At 47.2% G+C, this 18951-nt stretch carries 16 protein-coding genes and 3 tRNA genes; 7 read left to right on the top strand and 12 right to left on the bottom strand.

All coding sequences use genetic code 11. The annotated features are described in order from the left end of the window. Window positions 1-11 precede the first annotated feature (11 nt). The 3 genes from BFP76_RS09575 to BFP76_RS09565 all read right to left on the bottom strand — a co-directional run bounded on the left by BFP76_RS09575 (window position 12) and on the right by BFP76_RS09565 (window position 3693). On the bottom strand, window positions 12-1211 hold the full coding sequence (locus tag BFP76_RS09575; protein ID WP_099593103.1) for a branched-chain amino acid ABC transporter permease: 1200 nt from the start codon (window positions 1209-1211) through the stop codon (window positions 12-14). Then, window positions 1212-2258, bottom strand: a complete 1047-nt coding sequence (locus BFP76_RS09570; protein WP_099593101.1) for a branched-chain amino acid ABC transporter permease — start codon at window positions 2256-2258, stop codon at window positions 1212-1214. It abuts the gene before it with no gap. 97 nt (window positions 2259-2355) lie between these two features. After that, entirely contained in the window at window positions 2356-3693 is a 1338-nt protein-coding gene (locus BFP76_RS09565) for a substrate-binding protein (protein WP_420818665.1), read from the bottom strand. Between the two features lie 209 nt (window positions 3694-3902). Between BFP76_RS09565 and BFP76_RS09560 the strand changes: the two genes are divergently transcribed. Genes BFP76_RS09560 through BFP76_RS09545 form a run of 4 tightly spaced genes read left to right on the top strand, consistent with a single transcriptional unit; the run spans window position 3903 to window position 8546 of the window. Then, window positions 3903-5201, top strand: a complete 1299-nt coding sequence (locus tag BFP76_RS09560; RefSeq protein WP_099593100.1) for a helix-turn-helix transcriptional regulator — start codon at window positions 3903-3905, stop codon at window positions 5199-5201. A 59-nt stretch (window positions 5202-5260) separates the two neighbouring features. After that, on the top strand, window positions 5261-5629 hold the full coding sequence (locus BFP76_RS09555; protein WP_099593098.1) for a response regulator transcription factor: 369 nt from the start codon (window positions 5261-5263) through the stop codon (window positions 5627-5629). After that, complete coding sequence (locus tag BFP76_RS09550) at window positions 5626-5877, top strand: hypothetical protein (protein WP_099593097.1); 252 nt, start codon at window positions 5626-5628, stop codon at window positions 5875-5877. Before BFP76_RS09555 ends, BFP76_RS09550 begins: the two co-directional genes overlap by 4 nt. Next, window positions 5877-8546 (top strand): sensor histidine kinase, encoded by a 2670-nt coding sequence (locus tag BFP76_RS09545; RefSeq protein ID WP_099593095.1) that lies wholly within the window; start codon window positions 5877-5879, stop codon window positions 8544-8546. The genes BFP76_RS09550 and BFP76_RS09545 overlap by 1 nt, the downstream gene beginning before the upstream one ends. Here the strand turns inward: BFP76_RS09545 and BFP76_RS09540 are convergent. Genes BFP76_RS09540 through BFP76_RS09530 form a run of 3 tightly spaced genes read right to left on the bottom strand, consistent with a single transcriptional unit; the run spans window position 8534 to window position 10965 of the window. Next, on the bottom strand, window positions 8534-9328 hold the full coding sequence (locus BFP76_RS09540) for an ABC transporter permease (RefSeq protein WP_099593093.1): 795 nt from the start codon (window positions 9326-9328) through the stop codon (window positions 8534-8536). The genes BFP76_RS09545 and BFP76_RS09540 overlap by 13 nt on opposite strands. Next, window positions 9329-10189, bottom strand: a complete 861-nt coding sequence (locus BFP76_RS09535) for an ABC transporter permease (RefSeq protein ID WP_099593091.1) — start codon at window positions 10187-10189, stop codon at window positions 9329-9331. It abuts the gene before it with no gap. 41 nt (window positions 10190-10230) lie between these two features. Continuing rightward, complete coding sequence (locus BFP76_RS09530; protein ID WP_099593090.1) at window positions 10231-10965, bottom strand: transporter substrate-binding domain-containing protein; 735 nt, start codon at window positions 10963-10965, stop codon at window positions 10231-10233. 138 nt (window positions 10966-11103) lie between these two features. Here BFP76_RS09530 and BFP76_RS09525 point away from each other — a divergent pair, with 138 nt between their 5' ends. Beyond that, a complete protein-coding gene (locus BFP76_RS09525; protein WP_099593088.1) occupies window positions 11104-11568 on the top strand; it encodes a MaoC family dehydratase in 465 nt (154 codons plus the stop codon). Between the two features lie 12 nt (window positions 11569-11580). On the opposite strand, the gene BFP76_RS09520 is transcribed toward BFP76_RS09525, so the two are convergent. Continuing rightward, window positions 11581-11657, bottom strand: a tRNA-Asp gene (locus BFP76_RS09520). A 27-nt stretch (window positions 11658-11684) separates the two neighbouring features. Then, a tRNA-Asp gene (locus BFP76_RS09515) sits at window positions 11685-11761 on the bottom strand. Window positions 11762-12391: 630 nt separating this feature from the next. Between BFP76_RS09515 and BFP76_RS09510 the strand changes: the two genes are divergently transcribed. After that, on the top strand, window positions 12392-14092 hold the full coding sequence (locus BFP76_RS09510) for a fused MFS/spermidine synthase (protein ID WP_240514022.1): 1701 nt from the start codon (window positions 12392-12394) through the stop codon (window positions 14090-14092). A gap of 112 nt (window positions 14093-14204) precedes the next feature. Next, entirely contained in the window at window positions 14205-14648 is a 444-nt protein-coding gene (locus BFP76_RS09505; protein WP_099593084.1) for a hypothetical protein, read from the top strand. Between the two features lie 201 nt (window positions 14649-14849). Here BFP76_RS09505 and BFP76_RS09500 read toward each other — a convergent pair whose 3' ends face one another. From BFP76_RS09500 to lon, 4 genes are all read right to left on the bottom strand, one after another. Then, window positions 14850-15677, bottom strand: coding sequence for a methyltransferase domain-containing protein (locus BFP76_RS09500; protein WP_240514021.1), 828 nt, complete (start codon window positions 15675-15677; stop codon window positions 14850-14852). A 214-nt stretch (window positions 15678-15891) separates the two neighbouring features. Next, window positions 15892-15967: transfer RNA gene (locus BFP76_RS09495), tRNA-Val, on the bottom strand. A gap of 47 nt (window positions 15968-16014) precedes the next feature. Then, complete coding sequence (locus tag BFP76_RS09490) at window positions 16015-16290, bottom strand: HU family DNA-binding protein (RefSeq protein ID WP_165775698.1); 276 nt, start codon at window positions 16288-16290, stop codon at window positions 16015-16017. 71 nt (window positions 16291-16361) lie between these two features. Then, window positions 16362-18767 (bottom strand): endopeptidase La, encoded by a 2406-nt coding sequence (gene lon / locus BFP76_RS09485; RefSeq protein WP_099593080.1) that lies wholly within the window; start codon window positions 18765-18767, stop codon window positions 16362-16364. Window positions 18768-18951: the final 184 nt, after the last annotated feature.

The following is an 18951-nucleotide window of genomic DNA, read 5'->3' as shown; positions in this document are numbered from 1 at the left end:
AAATCCGCTCCTTATTCTGCTGGGTTGGTGGCATTTGGCGTATCTTCGCCTTTGCCTTTGTTGCGGCCAAATCGTGCACGGATACGATCCGCACCTTCCATCAAACCACCGGGAAGGAAGATCACCACCAGCATGAACAACATGCCAAGTGTTAAATGCCAGCCCTTACCGACAAAGAAATGAAGCACCCAAACAATCGCATTTTCCAAACCATCAGGCAGGATCGAAAACCATGTGTGCAACACATTGTCGTTGATCTTTGAAAAGATGTTTTCGAAATATTTGATGAATCCAGCACCCAATACAGGGCCAAGCAATGTGCCCGCACCGCCAAGGATTGTCATCAAAACGATTTCACCTGATGCCGTCCATTGCATACGTTCCGCACCCGCCAACGGGTCCATTGCCGCCATCAAACCACCCGCAAGACCTGCGTACATGCCAGAGATGACGAATGCCGCCAATGTATATGGACGCGAGTTTAGACCCGTGTAGTTCAAGCGCGTTTGATTGGTTTTAATCGCACGCAACATCAACCCAAACGGTGAACGGAAAATCCGCATCGACAGATAGAAAGCCAAGATCAAGAAGATCGCGCAGATGTAATAGCCAACGTTGAATTGAAACGCCCATGCACCCAAATCAAGTGTAAATGTGTTACGCATTTCAAGCCCGAACAAACCGGTGACTGGCAAGTTACCCGCACCTGTTCCACCATCCAAAATACGTGGATCGTTCAACGTGATTTGCAAACCCGTTTCACCATTGGTGATTGGTGTCAAAACCGAATACGCAAGCGAAAAGCTCATCTGAGCAAAAGCAAGCGTAAGGATTGAAAAGTAAATCCCAGATCGGCGCAGCGAGATAAACCCGATGACCAACGCGAATATGCCCGCGATAATCACTGACAGGATCAATGCCGGAATGATATTCATCGACAAGAGCTTGAACATCCAAACGGCGGAATATGAACCCACACCCAAAAATGCGGCATGCCCAAATGATAGATACCCTGTCAGGCCAAATAGGATGTTAAATCCAACGGCCAAGATACCAAAGATTGCGAAACGCTGCATCAAATCGGGATAGCCTGCGTTAAACTGTGCCATGGCCGAGCCTTCTGGAAACGGGTTCAAGATGAACGGCGCGAGCATGGTGATGATAATGACAAATAACAGTGTGTTTTTGTCTGCTTTGCTGAAAGTATTCATTTATTCCTCCATTACGCCAGCTTTGCCCATCAAACCACGTGGTCGGGTCAGCAAAACGATAATGGCAACAAGATAGATGATGATTTGGTCGATCGACGGAAGGTAAAGCATTTCAAAGAATTCTTTGACTGCGTTCATTGACGCAAAGCTTTCTAAAATGCCAAGCATAAAGCCCGCAAGAACCGCACCGGGCAAACTGCCCATGCCGCCAACAACAACCACAACGAATGACAATACAAGGAAATCCATCCCCATATGATAATTGGGGGAATTGATTGGCGTGTACATCACACCCGCCAGCCCCGCCACCGCGGCAGCGGCGCCAAACATCAAGGTAAAGCGACGATCAATATTAATCCCCAGCAAACCAACCGTTTCACGATCGGCCATGCCCGCACGCACAACCATTCCAAATGTGGTAAAGCGTAGGAATGCAAAAACCGCGCTGATGATCACAGCGGAAAACGCGAAATAAATCAAACGCCAATAAGGATAGATGACCGCGTTTGGATCCATGCCCAGCAACACACCAAAATCGAATGAACCGACAAATTGGCTTGGTGCGGGTGTTGGGATTGGGTTCGCGCCATAAGATGCTTTTACAATTTCTTGGATCACAATCGCCAAACCGAATGTCACCAAAATCTGATCCGCATGGGGGCGTTTATAGAAATGTTTGATCAAACCGCGTTCCATGATGTAGCCCACCAGCAACATCACCGGAATGGCAAGCAAAATCGCCAGAGGAACCGACCAGTTGATCATCGCATTCCCTGCGGATTCCCCAAACCATTCAATCACATAGGGCGTTTTCACCTTTAACGGATTGCCCAAAAAATCTGTTTTTGTTGCGTCGATTGTAATCTTCGAAATTTCAAAGATTTTTTGCATGGAAACGGCGCAGAACGCCCCCACCATGAACAGCGCGCCGTGGGCGAAATTCACCACACCCAGCGTACCAAAAATAAGTGTAAGCCCCAACGCAATCAGCGCATATGCGCTGCCTTTGTCCAGCCCGTTCAATACCTGTAAAAGGAACTGATCCATTGCTCTCTACCCTGTATAATCTGAAAACCGCGTTCCCCGCGGTGAGCAGATCACGCCAGCATTTACGCCAGCGTGATCGTTAAGTTGTGCGATAAAATTATGCGCCTGGGTTACATTGACCCAAATCGCCACCCGCAAACATTGGGTGATCTGGTGCATATTCAACCTGTGCACGTGGTGTGACTTCGACGATTTCCAACGCATCGTATTCGTTTGTTGGATTATCTTTGCCTTTCATCACAAGCACATCTTTGAAACACTGGTGGTCTTCTTTGCGATACAATGTTGGACCATTGCCCAAACCATCGAATTCAAAGCCTTCCAATGCCTCTGCAATGCCACATGGGTTGAATGTACCTGCGCGCTCACACGCATCCGCATACAACAATGTTTGTGCATAAACAGTTTGCGCCGCATTTGACGGTGGGAAACCATATTTTTCACCGAATGCTTTAACAAACGCTTTGGTACCATCATCGCCAAGTGTCCAAGACCAGTTGGTTGAACCCAAGATGCCTTTGATGTTTTCACCCGCACCTTTGGCCATCAGCTCTGAATACAGAGGCACAACGATTTCAAAGTTTTTACCGTTCACTTGTTTGTCACGCAGACCAAATTGAACCGCGTTTGTCAGTGAATTCACCATGTTACCGCCGTAGTGGTTCAGAACCAGCACATCTGCCCCAGAATTCAATACAGGCGCGATATATGACGAGAAGTCAGTCGTCGCCAATGGTGTTAGCACGTTATTAACTGTGCTCCAGCCCTTGGCTTCGGTCGCTTGTTGGATGGATTCTTGTTGCGTCCAGCCCCAAGTGTAATCCGCTGTCAGGTGATATGCACGACGATCCGTACCATATTCTTTTGCCAACACAGGCGCCAAAGCAGCACCAGACATATAACCGTTAAAGAAGTGACGGAAACCGTTCGCTTTCTTGTCTTTACCAGTTGTGTCATTCGAGTGTGTCAAACCGGCCATAAAGATAACGCCAGCTTCTTGGCACAGACCTTGAACAGCAACAGCCACACCAGATGAAGAACCACCTGTGATCATGATTGCGCCGTCTTTTTCGATCATGGATTTCGCAGAAGCACGCGCCGCATCAGATTTGGTTTGCGTGTCACCTGTTACATATTCCACTTTCTTGCCAAGGATACCGTTACCCTTAAGCGCTTTTGATGAAAACGTGTTCATCATACCACCGTCGCCACCACCATTCAGGTGCTCAACAGCAAGTTGATACGCACGAAGTTCGTCCGCGCCCTCGTCCGCATATGGACCCGTTTGTGGTACGTTGAAACCCAATGTAACTGAACCACCTGTTGGTTCATTCGTATAGGCCGCAAGTGGGCTTGTGATTAATGTCGGCATTGCAAGACCGGCACCGGCAACGGCACCTGTTTTCAACAATCCACGACGTGTAAAGTTAGACATAGTTATCCTCCCTAAATCTGGCCGCATGATGCCTCCTCGCAGCATACGCCAGTGTCTGATTGACGCCTTTAGGCTAGCGCGATTAGAAAGTTTTACAATAACTTATTGTTTATCAACAGTTTTTTTGTAAATATTTTATATTTGCATCTGCACAAAATGTAAATTAATTTACAAGACAGGCAAAACCACCTGTTTTCAAAGGATAATTTATGGCGCGAACACATTTGGGAACACGTATCCGTGAAAACCGCAAATCAAAAAACCTCTCGCAAAAGGACCTTGCGTCACTTGCGGGGATTTCTGCGTCGTATCTTAACCTGATTGAACACAACCGTCGCTCGATTGCTGGTAAAACCTTAATCGCGCTGGCAAAGGGCTTGGGCATTGATGCGCAAACCCTGTCCGAGGGCATGGATACATCCCTGATTGATCGCGTGAAACGTTCGGGGTTGAAAATGCGCGGCTTTGCCATTGAAACAGACCGAAGCGCCGAATTCGCCGCCCGCTTCCCCGGATTCGCGCGTTTGATTGCACGCCTACAAGATCAGGTCGATCAACAGGAGCAACAATTAACCGCCCTTGCCGATCAAATGCACCACGACCCGTTTTTCGCAGAAGCCATGCATTTGATGTTGTCAAACATCACCACAATCCGATCCACCGCAGAAATCTTGGCGAATGAAACAGATGTCCCAATTGATGTGGCCAGACGGTTCATGGACAACTTGCGCGACGAGGCAAACCGTTTATCAACCACGGTTTCGGATGTCTTAGAACATTTTGAACCCAGCTCTGAAACCCAATCCATGACCCAAGGCACATTATCCTTCGAAGCATTGTTAGAGCAAAACAATCATTTCTTGACTGATCTTGAATATAAAACCACCTCGGCGGATGCGCTGATTGAAAACACCGATGGTGATTCAGCGGATCGCGATAAACTGCGTGCATCGATTAACAGTTACGTTGATATGGCGCATCGCTTGCCGATTGATCCATTCATGGAACAGGCCAAACAGGTGGGATATGATCCCTTGGTTTTGGCACAGATGCTGAACACCGATATATCGTCAATCTGTTTTCGTCTTGCCCATATGCCAACCGATGCTGATGTGCCAAAATTTGGATTGTTGCAATGTGATGGGTCTGGTGCCGTTTTGTATCGCAAACAATTGTCCACCTTTAACCTACCCCGATTTGGTGGTGCTTGTGCGCTTTGGCCTGTGTATCGTTGCATGTCGCAAACGGGCCAACCTGTTAGCGCATTTTTGGACATGCCCACGGGCGAGCGGTTTTATACGTTTAGCATTTCATATCCCGTTGCGCCGCCGCAAATCGGAATGCCTGCGCAAAACGAAAGCATTATGTTATTCACCGCCAATTATGAATTGTTGGCAAACGCCAATTTTGCCGCCCTTCCCCAATTGGCGGTTGGGTTACAGTGCACGGTGTGTCCGCGTCCAAATTGCACCGCGCGGCGCGATGCTTATTTGCTTGGAAAATCCTAACCCCTTGTTAGTTTCAAAAATCCCGCTAGGTTGTCCCCGCTGCATCTTGGGAGGGAGAGTTGGCAAAATCCGTTACGATCATCGAAGATGAACCATTCATTGTCGAGGCTTTGACATTTCTGTTGGAACGCGAAGGTTTGCGTGTTTCTTCATTCAACGATGGCGAAGGCTCGGTCGCTTTTATTCAAAAAACACGCCCTGACTTGGTTATATTGGATCTAATGTTGCCAAACATATCGGGTATGAAAATTCTCGAAGATATCCGAAGCAACGAAACGCTCGCTGATTTACCCGTATTGATGTTAACTGCCAAAGGTCAGAAAAAGGATCGCGCAGCGGCGGAAACCGCGGGTGCTAGCCTGTTCATGACCAAACCTTTTGCCAATAGCGAATTGGTCGCAAGTGTTTTGAACCTGTTGAAATCATGAACAAAATCAGCGGACAACAACAGATCGACAAACGCCGACGGCGGCGTAAATTATCCGAACTATCTTTGGGTATTTTGGGCTTGGGGATTTGTCTGTTGCTGACCCCAATGATCAATGCATTTACACTGACATCAGATGGCCCGAACAAGCTTGGCCTGTTGGCATATATCTTTGGCACATGGGCGGCATTAATCATTTGCGCGTTCATCCTGTCGCGTTTTTTGGTCAGCGAAGTGGCGGATGAATAATGCTTAGCTTTAATCTGATTGTGACCATATCGTTATTGTATGTGGCCTGTCTGTTTGGTATTGCGGCATTGGCCGAAACACGCGCAAAACAGGGGAAAATGGGATTCATCGAATCTCCGTTTGTTTATACGCTTTCAATATCAGTTTACTGTACTGCATGGACATTTTACGGCGCGGTTGGATCCGCCGCACGTAATGGATTGGAATTTTTAACCATCTATTTAGGGCCGACATTGGTTTTTATCGGCTGGTGGTGGTTTTTGCGAAAATTGGTGCGTATCGGGCGCACACAACGCATCACATCCATCGCCGATTTGATTTCATCGCGATACGGCAAAAGCAATGTATTGGGTGTTTTGGTGACAATCTTGGCGGTGGTTGGATCAACGCCATATATCGCGCTACAGTTACAATCATTAACGCTTAGCTTTACTGTATTTACACAAGGCTCCCCTGCAGATGTAAGCCCCGCCATCACCGCCTTGTTAATCGCGCTTGGCTTGGCCGCGTTTACCATCGTGTTTGGCACACGCAATTTGGATGCAAATGAACGCCACCACGGCGTTGTCACTGCCATCGCGGTAGAGGCAATTGTGAAACTTGCCGCATTGATTGCGGTGGGTGTTTTCGTGGTTTGGGGCGTGTCGGGCGGACCAAGCGAAACGCTTGCCTTGATGGAACAACGCCTGCCCCAAACCGAGGGGATATTTTCACCGCGCTGGGTGACGCTTACGTTCCTGTCGGCGACCGCCATCATCTGTTTGCCACGCATGTTTCAGGTGGTTGTGGTTGAAAATGCCGCTGAACGCCATTTGGCCACGGCCAGTTGGGCATTTCCGATGTATTTGTTTTTAATGTGTATTTTTGTGGTTCCCATCGCGGTCACAGGGTTAAACATCCTGCCCGAAGGATCAAACCCAGATTTGTTCGTATTGACGATTCCACTATCTGAAAACCGCGCAGGACTTGCCGCATTTGCATTTTTGGGTGGGTTTTCATCGGCCACATCAATGGTGATTGTCGCCGCAATCGCATTATCAACCATGATTTCAAACCATATCGTATTGCCATTATGGCTTTACACGTTTCGTCGTCGCATCCCCGAAAGTGATGATATCCGAATGGTTTTGTTACGCTCACGACGTATCAGCATCGCGGTGATTTTGGGGCTTGGTTATTTATATTTCATCCTCACGGGTGGGCGATCCGCGTTGGCATCAATTGGTTACATCGCGTTTTTGGGTGTGGCACAGGTGTTGCCCGCGTTGGTTGGGGGATTATTCTGGCGAAATGCAACGCGAATGGGGGCATTTTTTGGGATTAGCGTTGGGTTCGCCATGTGGGCCTATACCCTGTTTTTACCAAGTTTTGCGGGTGGTTTTATCCTGTCACAAAACGCGATCATCAATGGCCCATTTGGAATTTCAGCGCTACGCCCACAAGCGTTATTTGGCATATCCATTTCCGATCCGTTGATCCACGCGGTGTTCTGGTCAATTTTCGCAAATACACTCGCATTTGTCATCGCATCACTTGCCACATCACCGCGCCCGCTGGAACGTGTTCAGGCACAACAATTCATTAATGTTTACGGCCAACCAACCAACCCGCGCCCCATCGAACCAGCCACAACGCCAGAGGAATTATATATTCTTGCCCAGCGTATTTTAGGGCGACACGATGCGAAAAAGCTGTTTGCCGAACACGCAAAATTACAAGGTAAGTTAGAAGGACTTCCCGATATTACGACCAAATTCATGGAAACGTTGGAACGTAATTTTGCAGGCTCTGTTGGGGCGGCAACGGCCCATGCCATGATCGGGCAAGCCATCGCAAGCGAAGCTATCTCTGTCGAAGATTTGATCGCCGTGGCGGACGAAACCGCACAGGTTTTGGAATATTCCGCCCGATTAGAAGAACAATCAAAAGTGTTGAAAAACACCGCCGAAGAATTACGCGCCGCCAATACCAAGTTGACCAAACTAGGCCGTCAAAAGGATGATTTTTTAAGCAAGGTGAGCCATGAGCTTCGCACACCTATGACATCCATTCGTTCGTTTTCAGAGATTTTGCACAATAGCGAAAACCTTGATCCACAGACGCTGAAACATTTTTCATCTGTAATCAATGACGAAAGCCAACGATTAACCCATCTGTTGGATGAAATCCTTGACCTAAGCTTTCTTGAAAGCGGGCGATTGCAGCTTACGAAACGGCGGGTAAAAATATCCGATGTGGTTGAACGGGTGTTAAAATCTACCCAGCAAATTGTGACACAGGCAAATGCCAAAATTTCCTATCATGGTGATGCATTGGACAGCGTGATTGAAACCGATACGGATCGCTTGTCACAGGTGTTTATTAATCTGATCACAAATTCGGTGAAATATTCGGACAAAGACAACCCCACAATCAGCATTGAGTGTCGTAAAAATCAAGATTCTGTAGAACTGGTTTTCACTGACGACGGCCCAGGTATTCCGACCCAAGATCACGCAATGATTTTTGAAAAATTCATACAGTTGTCATCAAACAGCCCATCCGGAAGCGTTGGATTGGGCTTGCCGATCAGCCAAGAAATTATGAAAAATCTTGGCGGATCATTGCGTTGTGTCGCCCATGATGGCGGTGCGGTCTTTGTTGTGACGCTTCCCTATCAAAAAATGTGACGCGTCAGGCGTTTGTTCACGCGCCCAAATACAAAGATCAAAAACAATGTCACAGCGATAAAATACGCCGCCACAATCGGATATGCGATAAACGGGTTGAACGTTTTTTCGGCAAAATAGTTGGCGTAATATAATGCGTCACCCTTTTGTTGCCACGCAGGGAAAGACGAAAAATAAACCAAGGTCGTAGCGTGAAACAGAAAAATCGCTTCGTTTGTATATGATGGCCATGCCAAGCGTAACATGGTGGGCCACACAATCAGACGAAAGCGTTGCCAACGCGACAGGCCAAGAGCGGCGCCCGCCTCTACTTCGCCACGTGGAATGGCGCGCAATGCACCGTAAAATATTTCTGCGGAATATGCCGCGGTGTTAAGGAACAGCACAATCGCCGCACCCAGCCACGCACGCGTAAACCAGCGCGTTTCGGCGGTGATTGTTGTGAACCCCAGCGGAATATCAATCGACAAACGTGGCAAAAGCACGAATAATTCATATGCAAAAAAGAACTGGATAAACAGCGGTGTGCCGCGAAAGAAATAGATAAACAATTCGCAGAATTTTTTAGTGAACTTGCCACCGTCAAATTTTCCAAGCGCCAACGCAGTCGCCGCAAAAAATCCAAGGATCACCGCGAATAATGCGAAATATATGTTCCACATAACGCCAGAACCGATCAAAATCGCCTGTTCACAAATGCCAATGTCATTGCTTGGTAACAGGCGTTCGCCAACACCAATCGCGCGGAAAAGATAGGCTGATACCGCCTCGCCACAGGTCATTTAGGATGCTCCTGAAAAATTCTGGCCACGCGCCAAGCGTTTGCGCATACGTTCAAATCCGCGTTGTGAAATCGACGTAACCAACAAGTAGAATAACAACAAAACGGTGAAATAAGCCAAGCGCCAATCAGCATGGCTATAGGCATAGGCGCTGGTTTTTGATCCACCCAATTCGCGGGCCCAATAAACAAGGTCTTCGACACCAAGCAAAAATAGCAACGGTGTTGATTTAATCAATAATTGCCATAGGTTAGACAACCCCGGCAATGCATATATCCACATTTGTGGCACTTCGATCAGGCGGCGAATTTGACGTTCACCAAGCCCCATTGATCGCCCAGCCTCGATTTGGCCACGCGGAACAGATTTAAGCGCACCTGCCAATACATTTGAACAAAACGCGCCAAATACAAATGCAAATGCCACCACTGCGAGCAGAAAGCCATATACGTCATGCGTCCAAACGGCGGCTTCGCTCAGCGGCATTTTTGCGGCACGACAGACCACAAAATCATTGCCGCGCCAGATCGGTTCGGTCACATCCCAACACAGCGTTTTATGGCGGATAAATTCGATTGCTTGGTCCAGTGCGATGGGCACAAACAGAAAAAACACGATGTCAGGAACACCGCGCACAATGGATGTGTAACCTTTGCCCAAAATGCGGATGATCATGTTTTTGGATCGGCTTGCAAACGCCCCCATAAACCCAAACATCAATCCAAATGGCGCCGTCAACAAAATCAATGCCACAACCGTAAACAGGCTGTAATACATCGACATATGCTTTGGCGTTGTCAGGTAACAAGAAAACCACTGGAATGTTTCCAGTGATTTTGGATCTGTACAAAATTCAAACATTCTGAAATGAATGGGGCGCTAAAACTAACGCCCCAAACCAATTATTCAAATGTTGCGGCGTCTTCACCGAACCATTTTTTGATGATCGTGTTCAATGAACCGTCTTCTTTCATGGAAGCGATGGCAGTGTTGAATTTTGCTTTCAATTCACCGTCGCTTTCGCGCACACCCACACCGATACCAGCACCCAAAACGATGTCTTCGCCAACGAATTCCAGTTCGCCATTGCTTTCAGCAACGATTGGTTCCCAGAATGCTTTGTCTGCCAATGCAGTGTCAGCCTGGCCATTGCGCACGGCTGCAACAGTTTCATCAGGGGATGCAAACTCCATCAATTGTGCACCGCTTGATGCAACATGGCTTGCTTGGATCGTGTTGATTTGTGCGGCAACCACACCGTTAATCAACGCAGGGTCAGCACCCGCCAAACCAACATATGCAGATGGATCAGATGGGAAATAAGCGTCAGAGAAATCGATCACAGCGTCGCGCTCTTCGGTGATGCTCATGCCTGCAATGATTGTGTCATAGTTACCAGACACAAGGTTTGGAATGATCGAATCCCATTCGTTTTTCACCCAAACGCATTCCAGTTCTGCGCGCGCGCAAAGCTCATCGCCCAGTTCACGTTCAAAACCATCAATTTCGCCTTTGTCGTTCACAAAGTTATAGGGAGGGTATGCGCCCTCTGTACCCATGCGAACGGTATCGGACATCGCCACTGTTGCGGTCAATGCCATAACACCCAATGTAGTGCCTAGTGATTTCAAAATCATAATACTCTCCCTGTATTTCGAATCTAAAGAGAGAGATTAGACGTTTCGCCAAAGGAATCAATCGAATTGAATCGCCGCCCTACCCTTGCGTTGCGTCAACAAAGCCTGTTTCATTCGGATTCAACGAAAGGCGCTAAAATGTCACCACAAGAGCTGGATTTAGAAGCATATTTAAAACAAATTGGTAAACCGCTGGGGGTATCAGATTGGTTTCAAATGGACCAATCCAGAATCAATGCCTTTGCCGACGTCACGCTTGATCATCAATTTATTCATATTGATGCAGAACGCGCAAAATCAGAAACACCATTTGGTGGCACGATTGCACATGGATATCTCACACTTGCGCTACTGACGCATATGTTAAATCAGGTTGCGCCTGTTCCCAAAAATGCACGTGCGCAAATCAATTATGGGTTAAATCGCGTGCGTTTTTTGCATCCTGTTGGTGCAAATGCCCGCATCCGCGCGAATGTTGGATTGGACAGCATCAATGAGCGTCGCAAAGGCCAATATTTGTTTGAATTTGATGTGTCGATGCAAATCGAAAACGTCAAAACGCCCGCCTTAATGGCGAAATCTTTGGCGTTATATACGTTTTGAAGTTTTGAAAAATGGCGCGGTTGACGGGGCTCGAACCCGCGACCTCCGGCGTGACAGGCCGGCACTCTAACCAACTGAGCTACAACCGCATAAAGCGATGCAACCATTTTTCTTAGTGGCGCGGTTGACGGGGCTCGAACCCGCGACCTCCGGCGTGACAGGCCGGCACTCTAACCAACTGAGCTACAACCGCACACTAAGTGGAGGCCTTGTAGGGCGCGTGTTCAGTGTCGTCAAGCGGTTCAAAGCACCTTTTTAAATTAAGTTTGGATTCCAGCCATTTTCAGACCATATTTCGAGGATAATTTGCGGCAGATACGCAAAAAATTGACACGGAACTTCATGAATGGCATTCAATCGCCCGCATATTTCAAAAATCGTTTTCATCCCCACTATTTTTCTCTCTGCTGGCTTATTGTTCTTTGTTCAGCCGCTTTTTGCTAAATTGGTTTTGCCATTTGTCGGAGGTTCTTCGTCTGTGTGGACGACGGCAATGTTGTTTTTTCAAACAGTATTGTTGTTGGGCTATATCTATGCCCATCTCAGCACAAAATATTTGTCAGTTTTTTGGCAAATCGCCTTGCACATTGGGCTATGGGCGGTTGCGCTATTGTTTGTACCACTTAGCGTGAACACCAATTGGATTGCCGATACAAGCTCCATAAGCACGACAAATACCTTATTAATATTTGCCACCGGGGTTGGTTTGCCCTTTGCTGTTTTATCTGCAAATGCACCATTGATCCAAAAATGGTATTCAAGAAGCGGCGGACCGTCGGCCGATGACCCTTATTTTTTATATAGCGCTTCGAATCTGGGTTCATTGATTGCATTACTGGCATTTCCGTTGATCGTCGAACCATTGCTAGGGGCGCGTATGATCGGGTTGATCTGGACGGCGGGTTTCGTGATTCTGGGTGGGATGCTGTTTTGGTCGGGTCGCTTGGCCAAGCTAAATAATGTGACTCGCGAACAATCGAGTATCGCACCACAGATAGAACCAGCCCCCAATAATATTCGCCGATTATATTGGATCATTCTTGCCGCGATACCATCGTCATTGATGCTGGCTGTCACTTCTAAAATCAGTGCAGATATCGGTTCATTTCCATTGGTTTGGATTATTCCGCTGGCATTATATCTGGTGTCATTCATCATCGCATTTTCAGGTCGGCATTTTTTATCGGCCGAACGACAGGCCGTGATCATCCCTGCTTGTCTCATATTTTTGCTCTTTGCCACACGCATCGAAGGCATATCGGCCGTTGGTTGGACCAATTTTTTAATCCTGATCGTTACATTTTTTTTGCTCGCGATCATCGCCCATAAGCGCCTGTATGATGCGCGCCCAAGCGAAGATCATTTAACACAGTTTTACATATTCATGTCACTTGGCGGCGCCTTGGGCGGATTTTTCAATTCGATCATCGCAACACATATGTTTAACGACATTCATGAAGTCCCAATTGTGATTGCCGCGGCAAGCATTTTGATCTGGAACGGCAAAACAAAACCAACACTTACCGATATGATCCGCGCGATTGTTTTTGGTGGGATCGCGATTCTCGTGGCGTTGTTGTTGCCCAAATTCATTGGCGACACGCTCGCACAACCAAACCTGATCGCGGTCACATTTGTCGGGTTTTTATTGGTGTTCATTTTAAAAAACAGCGCATGGCAAAGCGCAATTTCATTGGCATTGTTTGTTTTGGTCACTTATTTTGCTGCGCAGCCAAATCATGTTTATCAAACCAGAAGCGTATTTGGCGTACATCGCATCGTGGATAACGATGGTGTTCGCGAATATTTTAACGGCACAACATTGCATGGCGCGGAACGTATATCTGAAAAGGGTTCGCGCCCTACTCCGCTTACCTATTATCATCCAAATGGTCCGATGGGGCGTATAATGCTGGCGGCACAAACACAAGAAACAACGTCCATTGGTATTGTGGGATTGGGTGTTGGATCGCTTGCATGTTATCGCCAGCCACATCAAAATTGGGATTTATACGAAATTGATCCTGTGGTTGATGATATTGCGCGCAATCCAAATCTGTTTAATTTCGTTGATCAATGCGCAGCTGATATTCCAACTCATATTGGTGATGCACGTTTGGTATTGGCCAAACAAACACCCAAGAATTTTGACATTCTGTTAATTGATGCGTTTAGCTCTGATGCAATCCCCGTACATTTAATCACGAAAGAGGCGATAGAGCTGTATCTGTCGCATATGAACGACAACGGCATTTTGGTGATGCATATTTCCAACCGATATTTTGCATTACAAAAACCCTTGTCAAAAATTGCATCCGAATTGGGATTGATTGCGCTTGGCACTCGCTATGCCCCTGCGACAAACGCAAAAAATGTGGATCAAGCATCCGCTGTTGCAATTTTTGCCCGTAACCAGAGCGCTATTGAGCGATTTGTCAAAGACGACACATGGCGCAGCATGACTTCTGATTACAGACACCTGTGGACGGATGATTACAGCAATCTGTTATCCACATTGCGCTAATTTTGCAAAACACTGTTGATGGCATGCCACACCGACAGAATTGACGCTTCTTTGGTGTGTTGGCTTACAAAAACTCCCGATAGGTTGTGTGTATCAATATAAGGAATCAAGAATGAGTATTTTGAAAACAATCGCCCTGTCATCAACCGTGTTGTGCATGGCACTCACCCCTAGCTTTGCCGCAAAACAAGGGCAGAAAGCTGGGAAAATTGCGGTAAACGACACGTTTTCTGATTGGGGCATCAATTGGGGAAGCAGTGGCAAATATATTGCCAAGATTTTGATTACAGAACATAACGGTCAAATTATTGTATGTGGTACTGGTTACCTTAAGGGGGCAATTACGGCCAACTTTAACAACCAAGCACTCACCGGCACATATTTAACCATGAACGGTGAAAATATTCTGAACGGTTTGCGCTTTTTCTCTAACGCGCGCTCTGCCAAAAATCTGTCCAAAGCCAAGGCAAATTGCGCCTATACCAAGGCGAAGGGTCCGATCAAAGATTCTGACAAGTTTTTGCTAGAATCGCGTCGTAATAAATATTGGGACTAGTTCCAACACGCGCCCAGATGCATCGGTGTCTGGGCGGTTTTAGGATACATCTGACGTTCGATCGAAAGGTGCAAATGTGACTTAGTTAGCCGCTCTATTACATGAAAGTTTACTAAACCTTAATACCCGCTCGATGTCTGCCATATAAACAAAATGACAATTCTTCACACCCCAAAAATTCCATTTGTTGGCAAACGCAAATTAAATACGAACAGCTGAGATGACAACTGATGGAGCTGGGACAAAATATCCTTGTCCTTTCTTGGTGCCATCACGTTTAGTTCGCATCGCTAAATCACGTCTAATAGCTTCCCGTCTTGAATCGGGCTGTCGACTAAGTAACGAGGCTGTCCGAACAGCGCCTCCATCGAACAGATCAAACAATGCTTCGGGGTTTTTCAGGCTTAATTCGGATGCGATCTCTTTCAACTTCACATCAGTGAAGCCAGCATCTTGGACAATCGATTTCGCGGTAACAAAATCGGCCAGTTCATGCGCATCGGGGCCTGCGGGCAATGTAATCGATGGATCAGCTAAACGCCCGACTGCGTCAAATAACCAACCGAATGAGCCGTTTGATCCTTGACCATGCCAAATTGAAAACGCAAGTTTACCACCTGTTTTTAAAACTCTTGCAGCTTCAATCAGCCCACGACGGGTATCGGGGAAATGTGGGACTCCGAATCCAATTGTTACTGCGTCGAAACTTTCGTCTGCGAACTCCATCGCCATGGCATCACCCTGTACAAATATGGCCTTGGGAACAGCGGATTTTGCCAGCAAAATCATTGGCTTGGAAAAATCCAATCCGGTTACTTTTGCACCACGTGTCACCAATTCTTTTGCAACCACTCCATGTCCGGTACACAGGTCAAGCACCTCTACATTCGGGTTGGCACCAACTGCGTCTGCCAGCTTTTCAGCAACAAGTTGTGTCGCCATTTCAAAACCATCGGCATAACCTTTGGCAATGGAAGGATCGCTCCAACCATCTCGTTCCATGTTCTCAAAATCAATTGTATCGGCCATCCTTTCCTCCAATACGTACAACCGTATACGCAACCCACTGGGTAACAAAGAAAGAAAATAATGGTGGTTCGTTTAGGCTCAACGCCACCCTCGAGCCAAAATCCAATGACGCCAAGATATCTCAAGGTAGATCCTGTGCGTTTTCAAATTGATCACGAAGAAATTTCAAATGAAGGCAAAGCCAAATTGAAACGATTGATAAAAAGAGAGGAAATGGTGGGTGATAAGAGACTCGAACTCCTGACATCTTCGGTGTAAACGAAGCGCTCTACCAACTGAGCTAATCACCCTGTGTCGCGGTGTTTAGACGTTGTTTGCGCGGGCATCAAGGGCTGTTTTACGGTTTTTTACAGTTTTTTTGATTTTCTGTTTTCATCAAGTGCAATTTGTAAATCATGCGTGGCCCATCGTCGGTTTCACGCAGGATTGGTTTGATCCGTCCCAATGGCGGCACATGGATTTCGGCGTTGTTTTCAAGGGCAAAATGCAGTTTTTCAAGCAATGCTTCGATGACTTCGCGCACCTCGCCCTTGCGCACGCCTGTTTGTAATACCACCGCCTCGAACAGATCGCGTTTGCGAATGATGACGGGTTTTGGTGAATCAAGTGACATGGGCATTCCAATAAAAAACGGGCACCCCAAGGAATGCCCGCTTTGTTTTAGAATTTAGTTAATCTTGGTGATTAATGTGCCAATGATGCGCGTTGCGCCTCTGCCAGTTTGGATGCGGCGGCGGCCTCTTCTGCGGCCTCGTCCCAATCAATGGCTTCTGGTGCGCGGATCAATGCGTGTTTCAACACTTCTGACACGGATGATACTGGGATGATTTCCAGCCCCGCTTTCACATTGTCAGGAATGTCTGGCAGGTCTTTTTGATTGTCCTTTGGGATCAACACGGTTTTCACACCACCGCGCAATGCCGCCAGCAATTTTTCCTTGAGCCCACCAATCGGCAAAACATTCCCGCGCAATGTCACCTCGCCCGTCATAGCGATATCTTTGCGCACAGGAATGCCCGTCAACACTGACACGATGGATGTCACCATACCAACGCCCGCTGATGGGCCGTCTTTTGGTGTGGCGCCTTCTGGCACGTGCACGTGAATATCAATCTTTTCAAACACCGGTGGTTTTACACCAATGTCAGGAGAAATTGAGCGCACATATGATGAAGCGGCTTCGATGCTTTCTTTCATCACATCGCCAAGCTTACCTGTGGTTTTCATCCGACCCTTACCAGGCAGTTTCAATGCCTCGATCGACAACAATTCACCACCAACGCTGGTATAGGCCAAACCTGTGACAACACCCACCTGATCGGTTTCTTCGGCCAGACCGAATTTAAACCGTTTCACGCCCAAGAAATCTTCGATGTTCTTGGCGGTGATTTTCACAGCCTTGTCCGTACCTTTGACGATTTGCGTCACGGCCTTTCGGCAGAGTTTCGCAATTTCACGCTCCAAGTTCCGCACGCCCGCCTCGCGGGTGTAACGGCGCACAACATCCAGCAATGCATCATCGGTCAATTCAAATTCACCTTTGCGCAGCCCGTGATTTTTCATCTGTTTTTCCAACAGGTGACGTTTGGCAATTTCTTGCTTTTCGTCCTCTGTGTAACCAGACAATGCAATCACTTCCATACGATCCAGCAATGGACCCGGGATGTTATAGCTGTTGGATGTGGTCAGGAACATCACGTTCGAAAGGTCATATTCAACCTCTAGATAGTGATCGACAAATGTGCCGTTTTGTTCTGGATCCAATACCTCGAGCAAGGCAGACGCGGGATCGCCGCGGTGATCTTGGCCCATCTTGTCGATTTCATCGAGCAGGATCAGCGGATTATTGGTTTTCGCCTTTTTCATCGCTTGGATGATTTTACCGGGCATAGAGCCAATATATGTGCGGCGGTGACCACGGATTTCGGATTCATCACGCACCCCACCAAGGGAAATTCGGATAAATTCACGCCCCGTTGCACGCGCAACCGATTTACCAAGCGATGTTTTACCAACCCCGGGCGGGCCAACCAAACACATGATTGGGCCTTTCAATTTGGTTGAACGTTGTTGCACAGCCAAATATTCAACAATGCGCTCTTTGACCTTTTCCAGACCATAGTGATCCGTATCGAGCACTGTTTGCGCCTTGTTCAAATCCTTTTTCACGCGGGATTTTTTGTTCCACGGAATGGACAGCATCCAATCAAGATAATTGCGCACAACTGTTGCCTCTGCGGACATGGGTGACATGTTGCGCAGCTTTTTCAATTCGGCTTCGGCCTTTTCTTTGGCCTCTTTGGACAGTTTGGTTTCGCTGATTTTTGTTTCCAGCTCGGCGGTTTCGTCTTGGCCACCGCCCTCGCTATCGCCCAGCTCTTTTTGAATGGCCTTCATTTGCTCATTCAAATAATATTCGCGCTGTGTGCGTTCCATCTGGTTTTTAACGCGGCTTTTGATCTTTTTCTCGACCTTCAGCACAGACATTTCGCCCTGCATCAAACCATAAATGGTTTCCAGACGCTCGGCCAAATCCAGCGTTTCCAGCAATTCTTGTTTTTGATCCACGCGGATGGACAAATGCCCAGCGACCGTATCCGCCAGAATTTCGGCGCTATCGCTTTCTTCAACCGCTTTTAATGCCTCTTCGGGAACATTTTTGTTCAGCTTGGAATAGCGATCAAATTCGGCACTTACGGAACGCGACAATGCTTCGATTGTGTCCTCATCGCCGCGGTGTTCGATCAACACCTCTGCGTTGGCTTCGAAATAATCGTCATTATCCAAATATTCGGTGATGCGCACACGTTCCTTGCCTTCGACCAACACCTTTACGGTGCCATCGGGTAATTTGAGCAATTGCAAAACGGTTGCGACCACACCGATTTGATAAATGCTCTCGGATGTTGGTTCGTCTTCGGATGGGTCAATTTGGGATGACAACACGATTTCTTTGTTATCTTCCATCACGGCTTCTAGTGCGCGCACAGATTTTTCGCGCCCAACAAAAAGTGGCACGATCATATGTGGAAACACGACGATGTCGCGCAATGGCAATACGGGATAGGTTACGCTGCTCGCGTCAGTCATTTTAATGTCCTTTTATATTAGCAAGAAATTCAACGTCCCAGTTCATCCGGCAACGATATATTTCTCCTGTTAAGGTTCTTAGAAATTGGTCATCCAAACAAAAACTGTCAAGCACACGGTGCATCACAAAAAGATGAAAAACAAATTTCGAAATCACTATTACAGAAAACAAAACCGAGAACAA

Origin of the sequence: Paramylibacter kogurei (genome assembly GCF_002742285.1) — a bacterium.
Classification (GTDB): domain Bacteria; phylum Pseudomonadota; class Alphaproteobacteria; order Rhodobacterales; family Rhodobacteraceae; genus Amylibacter; species Amylibacter kogurei.
The sequence above is the reverse complement of the archived record's forward strand: the minus strand, read 5'-3'. Positions and strand labels throughout refer to the sequence as shown.